Origin of the sequence: Streptomyces griseus, from assembly GCF_900460065.1 — a bacterium.
In the GTDB taxonomy this organism is placed as follows: domain Bacteria; phylum Actinomycetota; class Actinomycetes; order Streptomycetales; family Streptomycetaceae; genus Streptomyces; species Streptomyces griseus.
In genome coordinates this window covers 1-24,907 of the sequence record NZ_UAVD01000041.1, presented here as the reverse complement: position 1 = coordinate 24,907, position 24,907 = coordinate 1, and the positions used below count along the sequence as shown (strand labels likewise).

The window sequence follows — 24,907 nt, the reverse complement described above, 5'->3', positions numbered from 1 at the left end:
GCTTGTCAGCCGGCGGATGTGTCGGCCGACTGCGCTGAGACGGGGTTCCTTGCCGATGTCCGTAGCCGTGGATCGGGACCAGTGGTTCCGCCGATACGCACCTGCGTCGCCGGGCACGATCACGTTAGTCTGCCTGCCGCACGCGGGCGGTGCGGCGTCACAGTTCCTTCCCGTGGCCCGCGGACTGGCCCCTGACGTGGACGTGGTCTGCGTGCAGTACCCGGGCCGTCAGGACCGGCGGAAAGAGACGCCGATCGACGACGTGCACACCCTGGCGGACCGGATCTGCGAGCTGCTGGCGCCCACCCCCGATCAGCGGCTCGTCATCCTGGGGCACAGCATGGGCTCGGTCGTCGGCTTCGAACTGGCGCTGCGCATCGAGCGTTCGGCCCCGGGCACACTGCTCGGGCTGATCGCCTCCGGCCGCCGGGCTCCGGTGATCCACCGGGACGAGAACGTCCATCTGAGGGGCGATGACGACATCATCGCGGAGATCCGTGCGCTGAGCGGCACCGATCCGAGTCTGCTGGCGGACGACGAACTGCTGCGCATGGTCCTGCCGACGCTGCGGGCCGACTACCGGGCGGTCGAGACCTACCGCTACCGGGAGGGCGATCGCCTCAGGGCTCCGATCGGCGTGCTCGTGGGCGACAGCGACCCCAGGGTGAGCACCGACGACGCCCGCGCCTGGGAGCAGCTCACCGAGGGCGGCTTCTCGATGCGTACGTTCCCCGGAGGGCACTTCTACCTGAACGACCAGCAGGCCGCGGTGACATCGGAGGTCAGGGACCGCATCGCCGCCTTCCGGGACCTGTCCCGTGTGTCCTGACGACTAGGCCGACGCCGCCCGGGGGCCGGTCGGCCCGTCGGCGGGAGGCTCCCGGCGGGGCCGGCGCCCCGGGGCGTGCGCCGGGCGACCGGAAGCCCGCGCCTCCCGGCGCCCGCTGCCCGGACTGATCCGCCCCCGCGATCTCCTCCGCTCCTGTGCAGGTACCCGGCCAGGACGTGTACGGCGCTGAGGGCGTTCCGCCGCGCGCCGGTACGCACCGTCCACGCGTCCGTCCCAGCCGTCCCAACATCCCATCCGTCCGTGCGTCCGTCCCGTTCGTCCCCTGCCCGCGCGTCCGTCCGTCCCTGTTCGTTTTCCTCATGACCCGGAGGTGGCTTCAGCAATGCTGGATTCGGCGACTGACGTCGACGGCGGTACCGGCTGTGAGCCGATCGCCGTGGTCGGGGTGTCCTGCCGGCTCCCCGGAGCCGCCACACCCGAGGAGTTCTGGCGGCTGCTGGCGGACGGACGCAGCGCCGTCGGGCAGGTACCGGCGGGCCGATGGCAGGAGGAGCCCCCCGAGGAGGCGGCCCGCCGCGGCGCGTTCCTGGACGAGGTGGACCGGTTCGACGCGGCGTTCTTCGGCATCTCACCGCGCGAGGCGCGGACCATGGATCCGCAGCAGCGGCTGACGCTCGAACTGTGCTGGGAGGCGCTCGAGGACGCCGGAATCGTCCCGGAGACACTGCGGGACCGGCCGGCGGGCGTGTTCGTCGGCGCCATCGCGGACGACTACGCCCGGCTGCTGCACGGCCAGGGCATGGCGGCGGTGGGCGCGCACAGCCTCACCGGCCTGCACCGAAGCCTCATCGCCAACCGGGTCTCCTACCGCCTCGGTCTGAACGGGCCGAGCCTCACCGTCGACACCGGCCAGTCGTCGTCCCTGGTCGCGGTACACCTGGCGGCGGAGAGCCTGCGCCGGGGAGAGTCCGAGATCGCGCTCGTCGGCGGGGTGCACCTCAATCTCGTTCCGGAGAGCGCCGCTGCCGCCGCCCGGTTCGGCGCGCTGTCGCCCACGGGCCGCAGCCACACCTTCGACGACCGCGCCGACGGATTCGTGCGCGGCGAGGGCGGAGCCGTGGTGGTGCTCAAGCCCCTGGACCGGGCACGGGCCGACGGCGACGTCGTCCACTGTGAGATCCGGGGCAGCGCGGTCAACAACGACGGTGGCGGAGCGAGTCTGACCAGCCCCAGCGCCCGCGCCCAGACGGAGGTCCTTCGAGCGGCGTACCGGCGTGCCGGAGTCACCCCGGAGCGCGTCGGATACGTCGAACTGCACGGCACCGGTACGCGTGTCGGCGACCCCGTCGAGGCGGGGGCGCTCGGCGCCGCGCTGTCCGCGGGCCGGCCGGCCGACAGCCCGTTGCTGGTCGGATCGGTGAAGACGAACATCGGCCATCTGGAGGGCGCCGCGGGCATTGCGGGACTGGTCAAGACGGTCCTGTCGCTGGCGCATCGCCGGATCCCGCCGAGCCTGAACTTCACCCGGGCCCATCCGGACATCCCCCTGGACGAGCTGCGGCTGGGCGTCGTCCAGGAGGCCACGCCCTGGCCCGAGAGCACCGGACCGGCCTTCGCCGGGGTGAGTTCGTTCGGCATGGGGGGCACCAACTGCCATGTCGTTCTGGCCGCGACGCCAACGCCAACGCCAACGCCGACGCCGACGCCGACGCCGACGCCGACATCGGCATCGGCATCGGAGAGGCCCGGCGACAGGGACGGAAGCGGCGCGGGGGAGCGGGCCGACTCCCGTCCGGTGCCCTGGGTGCTTTCCGGCCGCTCCGCAGCCGCGCTCCGCGACCAGGCGGACCGGCTGAGGGCCCGTGTCGCGTCCGAACCGGACCTGCGGCCCGAAGACATCGGCCACACCCTGGCCGGACACCGCACCCTGTTCGATCACCGTGCCGTGGTGCTCGGCGACGACCGTACGGCCCGGGTGGCCGCGCTGACGGCGCTGGCCGGCGCACAGGCCTCACCGGACGTGGTGACGGGGCAGGCCGTCCCGGGTGACAACGTGTTCGTCTTTCCCGGCCAGGGGTCGCAGTGGACCGGCATGGGGCTGGAGCTCCACGAGGAGTTCCCGGTCTTCGCCGAGCATCTGCTGGCGTGCGAGCGGGCGTTGCGGCCGTACGTCGACTGGTCGTTGCTGTCGGTTCTCCGCGGGGAGCCCGGTGCACCGCCGCCGGACCGGGTGGACGTGGTGCAGCCCGCCCTGTTCGCCGTGATGACGTCGCTGGCACGGCTGTGGGAATCGCTGGGGGTGCGTCCGGCGGCCGTGGTGGGGCACAGCCAGGGCGAGATCGCGGCCGCCTACGTGGCGCGGGCCCTGTCCCTGGAGGACGCGGCCCGCATCGTCGCCGTACGGAGCCGGGCGCTGCGGCGCCTGTCGGGCCGGGGCGCGATGGCCGTGGTGTCGATGTCCGCGGACGAGGTGGAGCGACGGATCGGCGGCGCGGGCCCCGCCCTGTCGGTCGCGGCGGTGAACGGGCCCGTGTCGACGGTGGTCGCCGGCGAGCCCCGGGCGGTGGACCGCTTCGTGGACCGGGTGGCGGCGGACGGGGTCCAAGCACGCCGTCTGCCCGTCGACTACGCCTCGCACTCGACGCAGACGGAGGAGATCGGCGAGGACCTCGTCCGCTCGCTGGCCGGCGTCTCCGCGCGCCCGGGAGGGATCCCGTTCTATTCGACGGTCACCGGCGAGGTGGTGGACACCGCCGGTCTGGACGCCGACTACTGGTTCCGGAACCTGCGGCGGACGGTCCGGTTCGAGGAGACCGTCCGCCTGCTGCTGGCCGACGGGTACCGGCAGTTCGTGGAGTGCAGTCCGCACCCGGCGCTGCTCGCCGCCGTGGACGACACGGCTGCCGCGGCCGGGGTGCCCGCCGCCGGCACGGGCTCGCTGCGCCGCGGTGACGGTGGCCGGCGCCGGTTCCTGGCCAGTGTGGCCGAGGCCCACACCCAGGGCGCCTCCGTGGACTGGTCGGCGGTCCTCGCCGACCCGGACGGCCGGCGCGTGCGGCTGCCGGCCTACGCCTTCCAGCGCGAACGCCACTGGTGGCAAGCGCCCGCCGGTCCGGTCCCGGGACCCGTCGCCCCGCCGTCCTCCACCCCGCCCGTCCCGGCCCCGGACACCGACGAGGGCGAGGAACAGCCCGCCCCGGCAGCCGGTCCGCGGTCCCTGGCGGACCGGCTCGGCCCGCTCCGCGAAACCGACCGGGACCGGACGATGCTCGACCTGGTCCGGGACGGGGCGGCGCTGGTCCTGGAGCACGACTCCGCCGACGGCGTGGACGCCGACCTGACATTCCGCGACCTCGGCTTCGACTCGATGACGGCCGTCGAGATGCGGAAGCGGATGAACGCCGTCACCGGCCTGCGCCTGCCCTCCACCGTCCTGTTCGAGCACCCGACCCCGGCCCGGCTGGCCCGCCACCTGTGGAAAGAGCTGCTCCCGGCGACTTCCGAGGCCCCGGCCGTCCCCGCCGGCACGGTCCCCGACGAGGACGAACCGGTCGCGATCGTCGGCATCGGCTGCCGCTTCCCCGGTGACGTCCGGTCCCCCGAGGACCTGTGGCGGCTGCTGGCCGAAGGGGGCGACGCCATCACGGAGTTCCCCGAGGACCGCGGCTGGCGGCTGGAGGAACTGTTCGACCAGGACCCGGAGAACGGTCCGCGCAGTTACGTCCGCCAAGGAGGCTTCCTGCACGACGCGACCCAGTTCGACGCGGCCTTCTTCGGCATCAGCCCGCGCGAGGCCGACGCGATGGACCCGCAGCAGCGGCTGCTCCTGGAGACCTCGTGGGAGGCGCTGGAGCGGGCCGGGATCGACCCCGCCGGGCTGCGCGGCAGCGACACCGGCGTGTTCCTCGGCGCGACCTCGCAGGACTACGGCTCGCGTCTCGACGACGCGCCGGCCGGCTACGAGGGGTACGTCCTGACCGGCAGCACCTCCAGCGTGGCCTCCGGGCGCGTGGCGTACACCCTGGGCCTGCAAGGACCCGCGCTGACCGTCGACACCGCGTGCTCCTCCTCACTGGTCGCCCTGCACCTGGCCCGCCAGGCGGTGTCGCGCGGCGAGTGCACCATGGCCCTGGCCGGCGGCGTCAGCGTGATGGCGACGCCCGGCATGTTCACCGAGTTCAGCAGGCAGCGCGGACTGGCGCCGGACGGGCGCTGCAAACCGTTCGCCGAGGCCGCCGACGGCACCGCCTGGGGCGAGGGCGTGGGCGTCCTGCTGCTCGAACGGCTGTCCGTCGCGACCCGCGAAGGGCATCGGGTGCTGGCCCTCCTGCGCGGGTCCGCGGTGAACCAGGACGGGGCCAGCAACGGCCTGACCGCACCCAACGGAGGTGCTCAGCGCCGCGTCATCCAGCAGGCGCTGGACGCGGCCGGACTCGCGGCGGCCGACGTGGACGCGGTCGAGGCGCACGGCACCGGCACGACGCTGGGCGACCCGATCGAGGCACAGGCCGTCCTCGCCACCTACGGCCAGGACCGCCCGGCCGACCGGCCGGTGCTGCTCGGCTCCCTCAAGTCGAACATCGGCCACACCCAGGCCGCCGCCGGAGTCGCCGGTGTGATCAAGATGGTCCTGGCGATGCGGCACGGCATGCTGCCCCGCACCCTCCACCTGGACCGCCCCTCCTCGCACGTCGACTGGGACGCCGGAGCCGCCGCGCTGCTGCCCGAGCCCGCCCCCTGGCCGACCGTGGACCGGCCACGTCGCGCCGGAGTGTCGTCGTTCGGCATCAGCGGCACCAACGCCCACGTCATCCTGGAACAGGCACCGCAGGCACCAGACGAACCAGAGGCACCGCAGGCATCAGAGGCACCGCAGGCATCAGAGGCACCGGAGGCATCAGAGGCACCGGAGGCACCGGGCGGGGAGGGAGCGGACCCGGAACCCGTAGCCCCCGGCCGGGTCCCGGCAGCCGCGCCGTGGCCGCTGTCCGCCCGTGACCCGCACGCGCTGCGCCACCAGGCCCAACGGCTGCACGACTGGCTGCTCGACCACCCCGGCACTCCGCCCGCCGACGTCGCGCACACCCTCCACACGGGACGGGCCGCGCTCACCCACCGGGCCGTGGTGGTCGGCGCCGACCACGACGCGTTCCTGACCGGACTGCGTGCGCTCGCCGACGGCGAGACCGCCCGCCACCTGATCCAGGACGCGGCCACCGCCGACCGCAGAACCGTCTTCGTCTTTCCCGGCCAGGGCTCCCAGTGGGCCGGGATGGGCGTACGGCTCATGGCGGAGTCACCGGTCTTCCACGAGCACCTGACCGACTGCGCCGACGCGCTCCAGCCGTACCTGACGTTCTCACCGCTGGCCGTCCTGCGCGGCGAACCGGACGCACCCACCCTCGACCGGGTCGACGTCGTGCAGCCGGTGCTGTTCGCCGTGATGGTCTCCCTGGCCCGCAGCTGGGAGACATACGGTGTCCGGCCCGACGCGGTTGTTGGGCACTCCCAGGGCGAGATCGCCGCCGCACACCTCGCGGGCGCGCTGTCGCTGGACGACGCCGCCCGGATCGTGTGCAGGCGCAGCCAAGCCCTCGCGGTGCTCGCCGGCCGGGGCGGCATGGCGTCCCTGCCCCTGCCGCTGTCCGAGACCACCGAGCTCATCGGCCGCTGGGGCGACCGCCTGGAGGTGGCGGCCGTCAACGGCCCCGGAGCCGTCGTCGTCGCCGGAGACCCGGAGGCCCTCGCCGAACTGCTCGCCGTGTGCACCGAACGCCGGGTGGCGGCACGGCGCATCGCCGTCGACTACGCCTCGCACTCCGCGCAGGTGGAACCCGTCCGGGAACGACTGGCCACCGAACTGGCCGGGATCACGCCGCGGCGCGGCGACATCCCCTTCCACTCCACCGTCACCGGCGCCGAGATCACCGACACCAGCACACTGGACGCCGACTACTGGTTCCACAACCTCCGGCAGACCGTCCGCTTCGCCGACGTCGCCGGCGAGCTGTTCGCCACCGGACACCTGAACTTCGTCGAGATCAGCCCGCACCCGGTCCTCACCCTCGCCCTCCAGGACACCCTCGAACACCACGGCGACGACGGCACGACCGCGACCGTCACGGGCACCCTGCACCGGGACGACGCCGGCCTGGCGAACCTCCTGACCTCCCTGGCGCGCCTTCACGTGACCGGAACGCCCGTCCGCTGGGACCCGCACGCCGCCAACACCCCCGCGCACCCCGTCGAACTGCCCACCTACCCCTTCCGGCGGCAGCGCCACTGGCTGACCCCTCCGAGCAGCGGGCCGGACCTGTCCGCGGCGGGACTCGACACCACCACGCACCCGCTGCTCCCCACGGCCGTACCGCTCGCCGACCACGGCGGGGTCGCGCTCACCGGCACGCTGTCCCTCCAGACCCACCCCTGGCTGGCCGACCACACCGTGCTGGGCACCGTCCTGCTGCCCGCCACGGCCTTCGTCGAGCTGGCCGTCCAGGCCGGCGACCGGACGGGCTGCCCGGACATCGAGGAACTGGTGCTCCAGGCGCCCCTCGTGCTGCCCACCACCGGCACCGTACGCACCCAAGTGGTCGTCGGAGCCCCGGATGCGGACGGCCGTCGGCCCGTCGGCATCCACACCGCCGGCAACGGCGAGCGGCCCGCGTGGACCTGCCACGCCCGCGGCACTCTCGCGCCCGCCGCAGACGCGGCCTCCCCGACGGAGACGGCTCCCTGGCCACCGGCCGGTGCCGAGGCCGTCTCCGTGGACGACGCCTACACCCACCTCGACGGACTGGGCTTCGGTTACGGGCCCGCTTTCCGCGGGCTGCGCCGACTCTGGCGGCTCGGCGACGACCTGTTCTGCGAAGTCGAGCTGGACACCGCGCTCACCCCGGACGCCGGCGCCTACGGACTGCACCCCGCCCTGCTCGACGCCGCCCTGCACCCGCTGGTGCGGTACGACGACCGGGTCCGGCTCCCCTTCTCCTGGACCGGGGTACGGCTGCGGGCCAGTGCCGCGACCGCGCTGCGGGTGCACCTGGGCAGGCGACCCGACGGCGGCACCCGGCTGACGGCGACCGACCCCGCCGGCGGCCCGGTCGCCGAGGTGGACGGGCTGATGCTGCGCCCGGTCGACATCGGGCAACTCGCCGCCCCGGCCGCCGAGCACGATCTGTACCTGGTCGACTGGACGCCCTTCGCGGCGCCGGAGATCCCCCGGGCAGCGCCCGACCGGGCTATCGTCGACCCGTCGCCGCACAGCGCCCACCCCCGGGGCGTCGACACGTACCCGGGGCTCGCCGAACTGGCCCGCGCGGTGGACGACGGCAGGCCGGTTCCGGAGCTGGTCTCCTACCACCCCGGGCCGACCGGCACCGTACCGGCGGCGAGCCCGGGTCACCCCGCCCGGACACACGACCTGGTGACGCGGACGCTCGGCTTCCTCCAGGACTGGCTGGCCGACGACCGCTTCGCGGAGGTTCCGCTGGCCGTCATCACCCGCTCCGCCGTCCGCACCGGCCCGGCCGACGGGCCCGACGACCCCGCTGCCGGCGCGATCTGGGGCCTGCTCCGGTCGGCACAGTCGGAATACCCCGGCCGGTTCCTCCTGCTGGACGCCGATACGGATACGGATGCGGACGCGGACGCGGATGTCGACGCCGGCGCCGAGGCCGACGCCGTAGCAGACGCCGGTGCCATCGACGCCGGTGCCGTCCCTGCCGATCCGACCGCCGGCGCCCTGACCGCCGCGATGGCCGCCGGCGAGAGCCAACTGGCGCTGCGCATGGGCGAGATCCGTACGCCACGGCTCGTCCACCGGCCCCGCACGGGAGGCGGCACCCCCTTCCGCCCGGCAGCGGGCGACACCGTCCTGATCACCGGCGGCACCGGCACCCTCGGGCGGCTGCTCGCCCAGCACCTCGTCACCCGGCACGGCGTCCGACGGCTCCTGCTGACCGGCCGACAGGGGCCCGACGCGCCGGGGGCCGAGAGCCTGCGCGCCGAACTCACCGGCCTGGGCGCCGAAGTCACCTTCGCCGCATGCGACACCGCCGACCGGGACGCGCTCGCCGCACTGCTCTCCGGCATCCCGGCCGCGCACCCGCTGACCGCGGTGTTCCACGCCGCAGGAGTGCTCGCCGACGCCACACTCCTCGCACTGGAGGAGACGCACGTCCGGACGGCCCTGCGCCCGAAGGTGGACGCCGCCTGGCACCTGCACGAGCTGACCCGGCACATGGACCTCACCGCCTTCGTCCTGTTCTCCTCGGTGATGGCCACGCTCGGCGGACCGGGCCAGGCCAACTACGCCGCGGCCAACGCCTACCTCGAAGCCCTCGCCCGGCAGCGCCGCGCCGACGGACTGCCCGCGCTCTCCCTGGGCTGGGGCCAGTGGGCGCGGGCCAGCGGCATGACCGGCCACCTCGGCCGTGCCGACCTGGCCCGGATGCGCAGGGCCGGAATCCGCCCGCTGCCCACCGAGGAAGCACTGCTCCTGCTGGACGCCGCGCTGGCCGGTCAGGACGCCCACCTCGTCCCGGTGAAGATCGACGCGGTCCCGTCGCCCGCCACCGGGATGCTGCGGGCCTTGGCCCCCGCGCCCGCCCGGCGCACCGCCGCGGTCACCCCGCCGAGTGCGGCGGAACCCTCGGACGGCGACTTCCGGGCGCGGCTGGAAGCGCTGTCGGGCACCGAGCGCGCCGCCCGGCTGCTCGACCTGGTCCGCGCCCACACCGCCGTCGTCCTCGGCCACACCTCCCCGGCCCACGTCGACACCGACCAGTCGTTCCAGGACGCCGGGTTCGACTCCCTCACCTCCGTCGAACTGCGCAACCGGCTGGCCTCGTTGACCGGACTGCGACTGCCCGTGACGCTGCTTTTCGACCACCCCACCCCGGCCGCCGTCGCCGGCCTGCTGCACGCGTCGCTGTTCCCGGCCGACGGTCCGCTCGGGGCCGACGCGCCTCCCTCGGCCGAAACCCCGGGCGCGGGCAGGGCCACCGAGCCGGTCGCCATCGTCGGAATCGGCTGCCGCTTCCCGGGCGGGGTGAGTTCACCCGACGACCTCTGGCGCATGGTGGCCGACGGCGTGGACGGTGTGGGGCCCTTCCCCGCCGACCGCGGATGGGACCTTGAGCGGCTCTACGACGCCGACGCCGGAAGCCTTGGGCACAGCTACGTCCGGCAGGGTGGATTCCTGCACGACGCCGCCGAGTTCGACGCCGACTTCTTCGGGATCAGCCCCCGCGAGGCGCTCGCCACGGACCCGCAGCAGCGGCTGCTCCTGGAGGTCGCCTGGGAGACGCTGGAGGACGCCGGGGTGGACCCGGCGGCCCTCCGGGGGAGCCGTACGGGTGTGTTCGCCGGGCTCATGTACCACGACTACGGTTCGCGCCTGAGCGCCTCCCCGTCGGAACTGGAGGGCTACCTCGGCAACGGCAGCGCGGGCAGCGTGGCCTCCGGCCGGGTGGCGTACACCTTCGGCTTCGAGGGCCCGGCGGTGACGGTGGACACGGCGTGTTCGTCGTCGTTGGTGGCCCTGCACATGGCAGCGCAGGCGCTGCGCTCCGACGAATGCTCGCTGGCTCTGGCGGGCGGCGTCTCCGTGATGTCGACGCCGCAGACCTTCGTGGAGTTCAGCAGGCAGCGGGGCCTGTCGGCCGACGGGCGGTGCAAGGCGTTCGCGGCTGCGGCGGACGGGTTCGGTCCCGCCGAGGGGATCGGCCTGGTGCTGCTGGAGCGGCTGTCGGACGCCCGTCGCAACGGGCACCGGGTGCTCGGGGTGCTGCGTGGATCCGCGGTGAATCAGGACGGTGCGTCGAACGGTCTGACGGCGCCCAACGGCCCCTCGCAGCAGCGGGTGATCCGGCAGGCGCTGGCCAGTGCCGGTCTGTCCGCGGCAGATGTGGATGCCGTCGAGGCCCACGGCACGGGTACGAGCCTGGGTGACCCGATCGAGGCGCAGGCGTTGCTGGCGACGTACGGCCAGGGGCGGGCGGAGGGCCGTCCGTTGTGGCTGGGTTCGGTGAAGTCGAACATCGGGCATACGCAGGCGGCGGCGGGTGTGGCCGGGGTCATCAAGATGGTGATGGCGATGCGGCACGGTGAGTTGCCGGCGACGTTGCATGTGGATGAGCCGTCGCCGCATGTGGACTGGTCGGCGGGGGACGTACGTCTGCTGACCGAGCCGGTCCCGTGGCGGGCCGAGGGCCGCCCGCGCAGGGCTGGGGTGTCCTCGTTCGGGGTCAGCGGAACGAACGCGCACGTGATCCTGGAGGAGGCGCCCGCGGTCGCACCTCTCCCCGAGCCCCCGGCCGACCACTCCGGCCCGCTGCCGTGGATGGTGTCGGGTCGCGATACGGCGGGCCTACGGGGACAGGCGGCGCGGCTGGCGGAGCTCGTACGGGTCAGGCGGGCTGCGGGCCCGGTCGACCGCGAGTGGCTCGCGGGCGTCGCGAAGGGGCTGGCCGGCCGGGCCGCCCTGGAGCAGCGAGCCGTGGTGGTCGGCACGGAGGTGGAGGAACTGCTCGCGGGCCTCGAAGAACTGACGAAGGCCGAGCTGTCGCTGCCCGCACGAACCGGCTCCGGCGTCGTCTTCGTCTTCCCCGGTCAAGGTGGTCAGTGGGTGGGGATGGGGCGTGAACTCCTCGACTCGTGGCCGGTGTTCGCTGATCGGCTGGCTGTGTGCGAGCGGGCGTTGGATCCGTTCGTGGACTGGTCGTTGCGTGAGGTGTTGACCGGTTCGGACGAGAAGTGGCTGGGCCGGGTGGATGTGGTCCAGCCGGTGTTGTGGGCGGTGATGGTGTCCCTGGCGGAGGTCTGGCGGGCGGCGGGCGTGGAACCCGATGCCGTGGTCGGTCACTCGCAGGGGGAGATCGCCGCTGCTGTGGTCGCGGGTCGGTTGAGCGTGGAGGACGGCGCCCGGGTCGTTGCCCTGCGCTCGGGGGCACTGCGGGAGTTGGCCGGTCGGGGAGCGATGGCGTCCGTCGCGTTGGATGCGGCGGAGGCGGAGGGGGCGCTGCCCGCGTCGGTGACCGTGGCGGCGGTGAACGCTCCGGGACAGGTCGTGGTCAGTGGACCGCCGGACGAGGTCGCCGAGCTGTGCGTACGGCTCGATGAACAGGGCATCCGCGCCCGTCGCATCGAGGTGGACTACGCCTCCCACCACGCGCACGTGGAGGCGATCGAGGAGGAGTTGCGGACCGGGCTGGAGGGACTGTCCTCGCACGGCAGCGACACGGCGATGTGGTCGACGGTCACCGGCGAGCTGATCGACGATGAGGAACTCGACGCCGGTTACTGGTACCAGAACCTCCGCCGACCGGTCCTGTTCGCCGATGTTATGCGCCGGTTGGAGGACGCGGGATCGCAGGCCTTCGTGGAGATCGGTCCGCACCCGGTGCTGACGCTGGCGATGGAGCAGACGGTCACCGACGGGAGGGTGCTGCACACGCTCCGGCGGAACCGGCCCGAGACCGCCCAACTGCTGAGCAGCCTGGGCGCGGCCTGGGCCGCCGGTCTTCCGGTGGCATGGCGGGACCTGCTGCCCGCCGGGGAACCGGTGGCGTTGCCGACGTACGCCTTCCAGCGACAGCGCTACTGGCTCGACGCGCCCGCCACCACGGTGGACGCCCCACCGGCCGGTCTGACACCGACGGACCATCCGCTGCTCACCGCCGTGGCCGTCCTGCCCGGCGACGACGCCCGGCTGTTCGTCGGCCGGATCGCCCTGCACACCCACGGCTGGCTGCGGCCGTACACGACGGCCGGTTCGGTGGTCGTACCGCCCGCCGTCGTCGCGCAGATGACCCTGCACGCCGGTCGCAGTGTGCACAGCGCCCGACTGGCGGACCTCACGATCGTCGAACCCCTGCTGATCCCCGACGACGAGGCGGTCCAGGTCCAGCTCCTCATCGGCGGTCCGGACGACGACGGGGCCCGACGGGTTGACCTCCACGCCCGACCGGCCGACGGCACGGACGCCGACTGGAGCAGCCACGCCACCGGACTGCTCCGCACCCACCCCGGAGACGAACCGGCCCCCGTCGCCGCCCCCTGGCCCCCGGCCGACGCGGAACCGATCCCCGAAGACGTCGTACGCCGTGCCCTCACCGAAGGGGGCTACGACACCGAGGACGTACTCGCCCGGCTGGGACGGCTGTGGCGATCCGGCGACGACGTACTGGCCGAAGGGCGCCTACCGGCAGGAGAGGAGCTCGCCTCCGACCGGTTCACCCACGCGTTGCTCCAGGCCGTCGGCGCGCTGACGATGGAGGCCACCCCCGAACCACGCCAGGCCGCCCGCTGGCGCGGGTTCGCGGCCCTCCCCGGTCTCACCGGAGACGTCCGGGCACGGGCGACCCCGACCGGCCCCGACACACGGGCGCTGCGCCTGACGGGCCCGGACGGCACGCCGGTGGCCGACGTGGGTGAGCTGACCCTGCGGCCGCCGACCGCAGCCCAGCTGCGTGCCCGGCGCCGGCCACTGCATCGCCTGGTCTGGGAAGCGCTCGGTGCGCCTTCCCAGCCCTCCGCACCCGGCCGCTACGCCGTGGTGGGCGGCGAAGAGGACCACCTGTTCCAGGCGCTGCGACGCCAGGGCGCCGACGTCCGCCCGTGCGCGGAACCGGCCGAGGCGACCGCAGCGGAGACCGTCCTCGTACCGGTCGGGCCGATCGGCACTCCCGCACCCGGCCAGGCACACACCGCGGTGGCCCGTCTCCTGCCGATCGTCCAGTCGTGGCTGGCGGACGAACGGTTCGCGGACGGCCGCCTCGTACTGGTGACCCGCTCCGCCGTGTCCACCGACGGGGGCGACGTCGCGGACCTGGCCGGTGCCGCCGTCTGGGGCCTGGCCCGGTCGATCCAGGCCGAGCACCCCGACCGGCTGGTCGTGGTCGACATCGACGAGCGCGACGAGTCGGTACGCGCCCTGCCAGCCGTTCCGGCCACCGGTCGGCCGCAGGCGGCACTGCGGGCGGGCGCGCTGTTCGTGCCCCGGCTGCGGCCCGTGCCGCGAACACGTCCGCCGGAGGGCCGGGAGGCGGACGGGGCACCGCTCCTGGACCCCTCCGGAACGGTCCTCGTCACCGGCGCCACCGGCACCCTCGGCGGTCTCGTCGCACGCCACCTGGTCCACGAGCACGGCGCCCACCGACTCCTTCTCGTCGGCCGCCGGGGCGCCACCGCGCCCGGCATGCCCGCGCTGGTCGGCGAACTGACCGAGGCGGGGGCGGACGTGACCGTGGAGAGCTGTGACGTCGGCGACCGGGACGCGCTGGCCGCGGTGCTCGACGCGGTGCCCGTGGAACACCCGCTCACCGCGGTGATCCACGCGGCCGGAGTGCTCGACGACGGGACCGTCACCTCGCTCACCGGCGACCGGTTCGCCTCCGTCTTCCGCCCCAAGGCCGATGCCGCGTGGCACCTGCACGAGCTGACCCGCGACCGGCCCGCCCTGCGGAGCTTCGTGCTGTTCTCCTCGGCGGCGTCCACCCTCGGCACCCCCGGACAGGGCAACTACGCCGCCGCGAACGCGTTCCTCGACGGGCTGGCCCACCGCCGCCGGGCCTTGGGGCTGCCCGCCACCTCGATCGCCTGGGGCCTGTGGGCGGAACGCAGCGGGATGACCCGGCACCTGGGCGAGGACGACATCCGCCGCATCATCGGCGGGGGCGCCGCCGAGATGTCCAGCTCCGAGGGGCTCGCACTGTTCGACGCCGCCCTCGCCGCCGACCTGCCCTTCACGGTGGCAGGCGTCGACACCACCCGACGGGCGGCCGGGGTGCTGCCTCCCGTGCTGTGGGAGACGAACGGCGCGGTGCCGCGCACCGCCGGCGGAACGGCCCCGGAATCCGAGACGTTCGCCCGGCGACTGGCCGGCCTGCCGGAGCGGGAGCGGGAGGAAGCCGTACTCGCCCTGGTCCGCCGCACGGTGGCGGACGTCCTCACGCACGCCGACGCCGAACGTGTGGACCCGGACCGGGCGTTCAAGGAACTCGGCTTCGACTCGCTGACCGCGATGGAACTGCGGAACCGGCTGGCCGCCGCCATCGAGCACAGGCTGTCGGCGTCGCTGGTCTTCGACTTCCCCACCCCGCGGGCCCTCGCCGCGCACGTGCGCGGCGAGCTGTTCGGATCCGCCGTCATCGACCCGGTGTTCGCCCACCTCGCCGAACTGCACACCACCCTGTCGGCCCTGGAGGCCGACGAAGCGGTCCGCCACAGGCTCGTCGCCCGCCTCCAGGGGCTGGTGGCCGTGGTCACCGACACCGCGAAGCACGGGGGCCGGCCCCCGGAGCCCGAGACCGACGACGACAGCGACATCGAGACGGCCACCGCGGACGAGGTGTTCGCGATTCTCGACCAGGAATTCGACGACTCGGCGGCCCCCCACGGGCCGCAGGGAGGTAGTGCACGATGACCGAGGACGCGAAGCTCCTGGACTACCTCAAGCGGGCCACATCGGAACTGCGCCAGACCCGGAGGCAGCTGAGCGAGGCCGAGGCGCGCGGGCGCGAGCCGCTCGCGATCGTGGCCATGAGCTGCCGGTTCCCCGGCGGCGTGGAGTCGCCCGAAGACCTGTGGGACCTGGTCGCCGCGGGTGGCGACGCCATCTCCGACTTCCCGGACGACCGGGGCTGGGACCTCGACGCCCTGTACGACCCCGACCCCGGGCACAGCGGTACGTCCTACGTCCGCGAGGGCGGCTTCCTCCCCGACGCGGGCGACTTCGACGCCGAACTGTTCGGGATCAGCCCGCGCGAGGCCCTCAGCATGGACCCGCAGCAGCGGCTGCTCCTGGAGACGTCGTGGCAGCTGTTCGAACGCGCGGGCCTCGATCCGCTCGGTCTTGCCGGCAGCCGGGTGGGCGTGTTCGTCGGCACCAACGGTCAGGACTACGCCCACAGGTCCGGCACCGACCAACAGGAGGACGAGGGCTACTCCCTGACCGGGAACGCGGCGAGCGTGGCATCGGGCCGGGTGGCCTACGTGTTCGGGCTGGAGGGTCCGGCGGTGACGGTGGACACGGCGTGCTCGTCGTCGCTGGTGGCGATGCACCTCGCCGCGCAGGCGCTGCGTTCCGGCGAGTGCTCCATGGCGCTGGCCGGCGGCGTCTCCGTGATGTCGACGCCCCGGACGTTCGTGCAGTTCAGCCGGCAGCGGGGGCTGTCCGCCGACGGGCGGTGCAAGGCGTTCGCCGCCTCGGCGGACGGCACGGGCTGGGGCGAGGGCGTCGGCCTGCTGCTGCTGGAACGGTTGTCGGACGCGGTGGCGAACGGGCACCGGGTGCTCGGGGTGCTGCGCGGTTCGGCGGTGAATCAGGACGGTGCGTCGAACGGTCTGACGGCGCCGAACGGTCCGTCGCAGCAGCGGGTGATCCGGCAGGCCCTGTCCAACGCCGGCCTCGGTGCTGGTGACGTGGATGTCGTCGAGGCGCACGGTACGGGCACGAAGCTGGGCGATCCGATCGAGGCACATGCCCTGTTGGCGACCTATGGCCAGGACCGGGCGGAGGGGCGTCCGTTGTGGTTGGGCTCGGTGAAGTCGAACATCGGGCATACGCAGGCGGCGGCGGGTGTGGCCGGGGTCATCAAGATGGTGATGGCGATGCGGCACGGGCTGCTTCCGGAGACCCTGCACGTGGACGAGCCGTCGCCGCATATCGACTGGTCGGCGGGTGAGGTGCGTCTGCTGACGGAGCCGGTGGCCTGGTCGGGGAGGAGCGCCTGCGCCGGGCCGGGGTGTCCTCGTTCGGGGTGAGCGGCACGAATGCCCACGTGATCCTGGAGGAGCCGTCGCCGTGGAGACGCCCGCCGTCGCGGAGCCTGAGGCTGTTGTGCCGGTGGTGTCGGGTCCGGTGCCGTGGTTGGTGTCTGGGCGTGGGGATGCGGGTCTGCGGGGGCAGGCGGCGCGGTTGGCCGGGTTCGTCCGGGGTCGCGGTCAGGGCGTTGATGACGTTGATGTCGCGGGTGTGGCTGCGGCGTTGGTGGGTCGTGCGGTGTTGGAGAACCGTGCGGTGGTGGTGGGTGAGGGTGTCGCTGATCTTGTCGCTCGGCTGGATGTGCTGGCTGAGGGTGGGTTGGTTGATGGTGTGGTGTGTGGGTCGCCGGTGGGTGGGAAGTCGGCGGTGTTGTTCACGGGGCAGGGTTCGCAGTTTGCCGGTATGGGTGCGGGTTTGTATGGGCGTTTCGGGGTGTTCGCCGGTGTGGTGGACGAGGTGTGTGCGGTGGCGGACGGGTTGTTGCCGGAGCCGTTGCGTCCGGTGTTGTTCGGTGAGGGTGGCCGGGGTGGGCTGATCGACCGGACGGTGTTCGCGCAGGTGGGGTTGGTCGCGCTGGAGGTGGGGCTGTGGCGGGTCCTGGTGGAGTGTGGTGTTCGGGCGGATGTCCTGGTGGGGCATTCGGTCGGTGAGGTCAGTGCGGCGGTGGCTTCGGGTGTGCTGAGTCTGGCTGATGCGGTGCGGTTGGTGTGTGTGCGTGGCCGGCTGATGGAGGAGGTTCCGGCCGGTGGGGTGATGGTGTCGGTTGCTGCCCCGGAGGAGGTGGTCCGGGAACGGGTTGCTGGGATTGCGGGGGTGTGGGTTGCCGCGGTGAACGCGCCGGGGTCGGTGGTCCTGGCGGGTGAAGCGGATGCTGTCCGTGGTGTGGTGGACGGTCTGGTCGCTGACGGTGTGCGGACCCGCTGGCTCCCGGTGAGTCACGCGTTCCACACGCCGTTGATGGATCCGGCGCTGGAGGAGTTCTCCCGGGAGATAGCCGGCTTGTCCTTTGAAGCGCCTCAGATACCTGTTGTCTCGACGGTGACCGGGGAAGTCGCGGGGGCTGATTTCGGGAGCGCGGCCTACTGGGTGGAGCACGCCCGGCGTCCCGTTCGTTTCGCTGATGCGGTTGGTGTGGCGCGGGGCTTGGGGGTGCGGGTATGGGCCGAGGTCGGTCCGCAGCCCGCACTGTCCGCTGCGCTGGATGTGCGTGAGGGCGAGGTCGTCGCGAGCTTCCTGCGGCGCGACCGCGACCAGGCGACGACCCTGCTGACGGGACTCTCCCGGCTCCATGTCCACGGGGTCGATGTGGTGTGGGATTCCTGGGTGCCCCGAGGGACGGATTCCGTGGACCTACCGACGTACGCCTTCCAGCGGCGTCGCTATTGGTTGGAGGGGTCGGCGCGGTCCGTGGTGGGGTCGGATGTCGATGCCAGTACGGCGGAGTTCTGGGAGGCGGTCGAGCGTAATGATCTGGGGGCTCTGGGTCTGGACGGTGACACGCCCTCCGACAGGGTTCTCCCGGTTCTGACGGAGTGGCGGCGTGGCCGTCGCGAACACCATGCGCTGGCCGGGCTGCGCTACCACGTCACCTGGAAGCCGGTACCGCAACCCGCTGACACCACCCCTTTCCTGACTGGCACCTGGCTGGTAGTCAGCCATGACGAAGACGTTTCGGTTCCGCTGGTGGCGCTGGTCGACGGCCTCGGAGCCCGGGCGGAACTTCTGATCGTCGAGCCGGGCACGGGACGGGCCGCACTCGCCGACCGGCTGCGCGCGGTGGCCGAGAACGCCGAACCCCTCGCGGGTGTGGTGTCCGCCCTCGCGCTCCCCGGCGGCGCCGCCCCCGGGGAGTGGCACGCGACGGCCGACAACCTCGCGCTGGTACAGGCGCTGGGTGACACCGGCGCGACCGCGCCGCTGTGGTGCCTCACCAGGGGCGCGGTCGGCACCGGCACCGATGACCCGGTGCGTGATCCCGAAGCGGCCGCGGTATGGGGTCTAGGCCGGGTCGCGGCACTGGAGCACCCCGATCGCTGGGGCGGACTGATCGACCTGCCCGCCGACCCGGACGCCTCGGTCTACCAGCGCCTCGGGCACGTGCTGACCGGCGCCACCGGCGAGGACCAGATCGCCGTCCGCGCCACCAGGATGCTCGCCTGCCGGCTGCGCCGTGCCACGGCCCCCGCGCTCCGCGACGAACCGGAGTGGTCGCCCGGCGGCAGCACCCTGATCACCGGCGGTACCGGTGCCCTCGGCGGCCACGTCGCCCGCAGGCTGGCCGAGCGCGGCGCCGAGCACATCGTGCTGCTCAGCCGACAGGGCCCGGACGCCCCCGGGGCCGACGACCTCCGCCGGGACCTGGAAGCACTCGGCAGCCGGGTCACCGTTCGCGCCTGTGACATCAGCCGCCGCGCGGACGTGGCCGAGGCCATCGCCGCCGTGCCCGCCGCGCACCCCCTGACCACGGTGGTGCACGCGGCCGCCGTACTGGACGACGCCCCGCTGTCGGCTCTCACTCCCGAGCGGCTGGCCTCGGTGCTGGACGCCAAGGCGACCTCCGCGCGGTATCTGGACGAGCTGACGCGCGACCTGCCCCTGGCGTCCTTCGTGCTGTTCTCCGCGTTCGGCGGCGTCCTCGGCAGCGCCGGCCAGGGCAACTACGCCGCGGCCAACGCCGTCCTGGACGCGCTGGCCGACCAGCGCCGTGCCGCCGGACTTCCGGCCACCGCGATCGCCTGGGGAGCCTGGGCCGGTGACGGCATGGCCGCGCGTTCCGCGGCCACCGTGCTGCGGCTGCGGCGCACCGGTGCCCGGCCGATGGCACCCGAACGCGCGCTCGCCGCCCTGGGCCGAGCGCTGGGGGACGGTGAGACGCACGTCCTGGTGGCGGACGTCGACTGGTCCCGGTTCACCCCCGCGTACACCGCCGCACGGCCCAGCATGCTGCTGGCCGACCTGCCCGACGCGCGCGGCGCTTCCGTGCCGAACGGGGCGCCCGCGGCCGACGGCACCGGCCCGGCCCTCCCGGAGGCGGCCCGGAGGCTGGCAGCCCTGTCCGGTTCCGAACGGCACGCGGCCGTCCTCGACCTCGTCCGCGGCCAAGTCGCGGCAGTCCTGGGGCACGGCGACCCGAACGCGATCGGGTCCGAACGCCCCTTCCGGGAGCTGGGATTCGACTCGCTGACCGGACTCGACCTGCGCAACCGGCTCACCGCCGCCACCGGCCTGACCCTGCCGGCCACCCTGGTCTTCGACCATCCCACCGTCGGCCTCCTGACCGCCCGCGTCGACGCCGAACTGGGCACCGAAGCCGAACCGGGCGCGGCCGACGGCACGCCACAGACGCGGGCGGACGGGCCCGGGCCCGTGGCACCCGGGCCGGACGGCGACGAGCCGATCGCGATCGTGGCGGTGGCCTGCCGACTGCCCGGAGGCGTGCGGTCACCCGAGGATCTCTGGACGCTGCTCGCGGACGGCGTCGACGCGATGAGCGACTTCCCCACGGACCGAGGCTGGGACCTCTCCCGGCTGCACGCCCCGACGGACGGGCCGGGCACCTCGTACGTCCGGCAGGGCGGATTCCTGTCCGACGCGGCCGAGTTCGACGCCGGGTTCTTCGGGATCAGCCCGCGCGAGGCGCTGGCGATGGACCCGCAGCAGCGCCAGCTCCTCGAAACGTCGTGGGAGGTGCTCGAACGCGCCGGGATCGACCCCCGGTCGCTGCGCGGCACCCGCACCGGGGTGTTCGCCGGAACCAACGGCCAGGACTACGAGAGCCTGCTCACCGACGTGCCCGACGGCGAGGACTTCGCCGCCACCGGAAACGCGGCGAGCGTCCTGTCCGGGCGGGTGGCGTACGCGCTCGGCCTCGAAGGCCCCGCGGTGACCGTCGACACCGCCTGCTCGGCCTCCCTGGTCAGCATTCACCTGGCGAGCCAGGCACTGCGCCGCCAGGAGTGCTCGCTCGCCCTGGCCGGCGGCGTCACCGTGATGAGCACCCCGCGTGCGTTCGTCAGCTTCAGCCGCCAGCGCGGCCTGGCACCGGACGGCCGCTGCAAGCCGTTCTCCGCGCGGGCCGACGGCACCGCGTGGGGCGAGGGCGTGGCGGTCCTGCTGCTGGAACGGCTCTCCGACGCCCGTCGGAACGGCCATCCGGTGCTCGCCGTGGTCCGCGGGTCCGCGGTCAACCAGGACGGCGCGTCGAACGGTCTGACGGCGCCGAACGGTCCGTCGCAACAGAGGGTGATCCGGGCGGCGCTGGCCGACGGCGCCCTGACCCCCGCCGACGTCGACGCGGTCGAGGCCCACGGCACGGGCACCGTGCTGGGCGACCCGATCGAGGCACAGGCCCTGATCGCCGCGTACGGAGACCGTCCGGTGAACCGTCCCCTGCGGATCGGCTCGATCAAGTCGAACATCGGCCACACCCAGGCCGCCGCCGGCGCCGCCGGTGTGATCAAGATGGTGCTCGCCCTGCGGCACGGAACGCTGCCCAGGACCCTGCACGCCGAGGAGGCGACCCCGCACGTCGACTGGTCGGCCGGCGAGGTGGCGCTGCTGAGCGAGGCGGTGCCGTGGGACCGCGACGACCGCCCGCGCCGTGCGGGCGTCTCCTCGTTCGGCGTGAGCGGCACCAACGCCCACATCGTCATCGAGGAAGCACCCGAACTCCCCGCGCTCGAACTCCCCGCAGTGGAACCTTCCGCTCCCGAACTTCCCGCGCTCGAACTCCGGGCAGTGGAACCTTCCGCTCCCGAACTCCCCGCTCCCGAACTCCCCGCATCCGAACCGCCGCGCCCCGAGGGCACGTCACCGACGGAGCCACTGCCGGTCCTGCTGTCCGCCCGCGACGACGCCACGCTCACCGCCCAGGCCTCCCGGCTCCACGACCACCTCGCGGCCCACCCGGAGCTGACGCTGCCGGACGTCGCCCACGCGCTGGCCACCTCCCGCGCCGCCCTGGAACACCGTGCCGTGATCCTGGCCCCGGACCGGGACGAGCTGCTCGGCACGCTCGCCGCGCTGACCGACGGCAGGCCCGCGCCCGCCGCCCTGCGCGGAGTGGCGGGGGAGGGCCGGGTCGCCGTGATCTTCCCCGGCCAGGGCAGCCAGAGCGTCGGCATGGGCCGCGCCCTGTACCGCAGCCACCCCGCCTTCGCCGCGTGCCTGGACGAGGTGTGCGCGGCCTTCGCCCCGGAACTGGAACGCCCCCTGCTCGACGTCCTGCACGCCGAGCCGGGCAGCACCAAAGCGGCCCTCCTCGACCGGACCGAGTACACCCAACCCGCCCTGTTCGCCATGGAGGCGGCGCTCTACCGGCTCGTCGAGGGCTGGGGGCTGCGCCCCGACCACCTGCTCGGCCACTCCGTCGGCGAGCTGACCGCCGCCTACGTCGCCGGAGTGCTCACCCTGCCCGACGCCGCGCGGCTCGTCGCCGCCCGGGGCCGCCTCATGCAGGCGCTGCCGGAGGGCGGCGCGATGCTCGCCGTTGCCCTGGCCCCCGATGACCTGACGCCACTGCTCGACGGCCACGGGCACCGTGTCGACATCGCGGCGTTGAACGGCCCCGCCGCCACGGTGCTCTCCGGCGACGAGGACGCGGTCCTGGACATCGCCGCGCGGTGCGCCGAACGCGGCGTCAAACACCGACGGTTGAACGTCAGCCACGCCTTCCACTCCCACCGGATGGACGGCATGCTCGCCGATTTCGGGGACCTCGCGAGCGAGCTGGACCTCGCCCCCGCGCGGATCCCGATCGTCTCCAACGTGACCGGCACCGCCCTCACCCCGGACGAGGCCACCGCACCGGAGTACTGGGTGCGGCACGTGCGGGAGACCGTCCGCTTCCACGACGGCATCCGCTGGCTGTACTCCCGCGGCGTCACCGTCTTCCTCGAACTCGGCCCGGACGGCGTGCTCTCCGCGATGGGCGCCGGATGCCTCCCCGACGCCATGGACGAGGTGACGTTCGTACCGTCGCTGCGTCCTTCCTGGCCGGAGCCGCGCGCCCTCACCGCCGCGGTCGGCGAACTGCACACCCGGGGCGTCCCGTTGGACTGGCGGTCCATCGCGTCGGAGTGGGGCGGCCGGACCGTGCCCCTGCCGACCTATCCGTTCCGGCGGCGGCGCTACTGGCCGGAGCCCACCGCCGCCCCGGTCCCCGCGGCCGACCCGTCGGACACCCGTTTCTGGGACGCCGTGGCCCGGCAGGACATCACGTCGCTCACCGACGAGCTCGGTGTGGCCGAGACGGCGGCGCTGCCCGAGCTGCTGCCCGCGCTGTCGGCCTGGCGCGAACGCCGCGACACGGAATCCGCCGTCCGGGACTGGCGCTACCGGATCACGTGGCGGCGGCTGACCGAGCCGCTCCGGCCCCGTCCCACCGGCACCTGGATCGTCGTCGCGCCGTCCGCCCCCGAGGTCGCCGCCGACACGGCCGGTGTGCTCTCCGCGCTGGACCGTTGCGGCGCGCGAACCCGGCTGCTCACCGTCGGCCCGGACGGCGACAGCGACGCCGACGCCCATGCCGATGCCGGTACGGCACTGCGCGCCGCGCTCGACGCGGCGGACGCCCCACCGGCCGGGGTCCTGTCACTGCTGGGCCTCGACGGGCGGGCGCACCCCGGCCGCCCCGAGGCCTCCGCCGGTCTGATCGGAACCGTACGGCTGATCCAGACGCTCGCCGAGGCCGAGGCCGAGGCCGCGGAGAAGTCGAAGGGGGAAGCCGAGACCAGGCTCTGGTGCGTGACGCGCGGTGCGGTCGCCGTCGACCGCGCCGAGACCGTCACCGACCCCGCCCAGGCCCAGATCTGGGGTCTCGGCCGGGTTGCCGCCCTGGAGCACCCGCGCGGCTGGGGCGGGCTCGCCGATCTGCCGGCCGAGCCCGACGACACCGCCTACGACCGCCTCTGCGCCCTCGTCACCGGGGGTACGGGCAGCGCCGGAGGCGGCGGAGACACCGGGGGCCGGGGTACGGGCGGCGCCGGGTACCGGGACATCGGCGAGGACCAGGTCGCCATCCGGCCCGCGGGCGTCCTCGGCCGGAGGCTCGTCCGAGCCCGCGCCACCGCCCCCGCTCCCTCCGCCGACGGAGGCTGGCAGCCCCGCGGTACGGTCCTGATCACCGGCGGGACCGGAGGGATCGGCGCGCACCTGGCCCGCCGGCTGGCCGCCGAGGGCGCGGACCACCTCGTGCTCGTCAGCCGCACCGGCGCCGAGGGCCCCGAGGCGAGCCGTCTCCTGGCCGAGTTGGGGACGCGGGTGACCGTCGTCGCCTGCGACGTCACCGACCGCCACGCGGTCACCGGGCTCGTCACCAGGGTGGCCGCCGAGGGCCACCCGATCCGGTCCGTACTGCACGCCGCCGGCGTCAGCCACCACGCGTCCCTCGCTGACACCACCCCGGACGAGATCGCGGACACCCTGGCCGCGAAGACGACCGGCGCCGACGTACTGCACGAGGTGTTCGCCGACACGGACCTGGACGCGTTCGTTCTCTTCTCCTCGATCGCGGGCGTCTGGGGCAGCGGCGGCCAGGCGGCTTACGCGGCGGCCAACGCCCACCTCGACGCTCTCGCTGAGAACCGCCGGGCCCGGGGGCTTCCCGCCACGTCGGTGGCGTGGGGGGCCTGGGCCGGCGTCGGCATGGCCACCGTCGGCGACGCCGCGGAGCACCTGCGCCGACGCGGGATCACCGTCATGGACCCGGACCGCGCCGTCGCCGTCCTGCGCCGCGCCGTCGCCGACGACGAACCCCAACTCACCGTCGCCGACGTGGACTGGGACCGCTTCGTCCCCCTCTTCACCGGAGCCCGCCCGAGCCGGCTCCTCGACGAACTCCCGGAAGCGACCCAGCTCTCCACCGCCGCGAACGCCGATCCCGCGCCCGTTCCGGACGGCCTCGGCCGTCGGGTCGCGGCACTGCCGGAGGCCGACGGAACCCGGCTGCTGCTGGACCTCGTACGTGCCGAAGCCGCCGCGGTCCTCGGCCACGCCGACCCGGACGAGGTCGACGCCGCGCGAGCCTTCCGCAGTCTCGGATTCGACTCACTCACCTCGGTCCAGCTGCGCGACCGGCTGGCCACCGCTCTCGGCACGCGGCTGCCCGCCACGCTGGTGTTCGACCACCCCAGCCCGGACGCCCTGGCCGAACACCTGCGGGACACGCTGCTCGGGCTGCGTCCGCAGCGGTCGGGCGGGAGCCTGCCCGCCCGGGGCGGGCAGAGCGGGCCCGCGGGGTCCGAGGGCGGCGACGACCCGATCGTCATCGTCGGCATGGGCTGCCGCTTCCCCGGCCGGGTGGAATCCCCGGAAGACCTGTGGGACCTGGTCGCCGCCGGTGCCGACGC

Annotated in this window: 4 protein-coding genes; all 4 read left to right on the top strand. The window is 74.0% G+C overall.

What is annotated here, in order from left to right; genetic code table 11:
* The first annotated feature begins 55 nt into the window (after positions 1 to 55).
* Entirely contained in the window at positions 56 to 829 is a 774-nt protein-coding gene (locus tag DTB53_RS29820) for a thioesterase II family protein (RefSeq protein WP_012381763.1), read from the top strand.
* A gap of 343 nt (positions 830 to 1,172) precedes the next feature.
* Positions 1,173 to 15,218, top strand: a complete 14,046-nt coding sequence (locus DTB53_RS29815) for a type I polyketide synthase (protein WP_012381764.1) — start codon at positions 1,173 to 1,175, stop codon at positions 15,216 to 15,218.
* Complete coding sequence (locus tag DTB53_RS38045; RefSeq protein ID WP_440862152.1) at positions 15,215 to 16,558, top strand: type I polyketide synthase; 1,344 nt, start codon at positions 15,215 to 15,217, stop codon at positions 16,556 to 16,558. The genes DTB53_RS29815 and DTB53_RS38045 overlap by 4 nt, the downstream gene beginning before the upstream one ends.
* 403 nt (positions 16,559 to 16,961) lie before the next feature.
* A partial coding sequence (locus DTB53_RS29810) for a type I polyketide synthase (protein ID WP_440862151.1) occupies positions 16,962 to 24,907 on the top strand: 7,946 nt, incomplete at its 3' end.

Excerpts from the sequence above, each read along its gene's own strand:
- DTB53_RS29815 (WP_012381764.1), top strand. The coding sequence starts at position 1,173 with ATGCTGGATTCGGCGACTGACGTCGACGGCGGTACCGGCTGTGAGCCG.
- DTB53_RS38045 (WP_440862152.1), top strand. The coding sequence starts at position 15,215 with ATGACCGAGGACGCGAAGCTCCTGGACTACCTCAAGCGGGCCACATCG.
- DTB53_RS29820 (WP_012381763.1), top strand. The coding sequence starts at position 56 with ATGTCCGTAGCCGTGGATCGGGACCAGTGGTTCCGCCGATACGCACCT.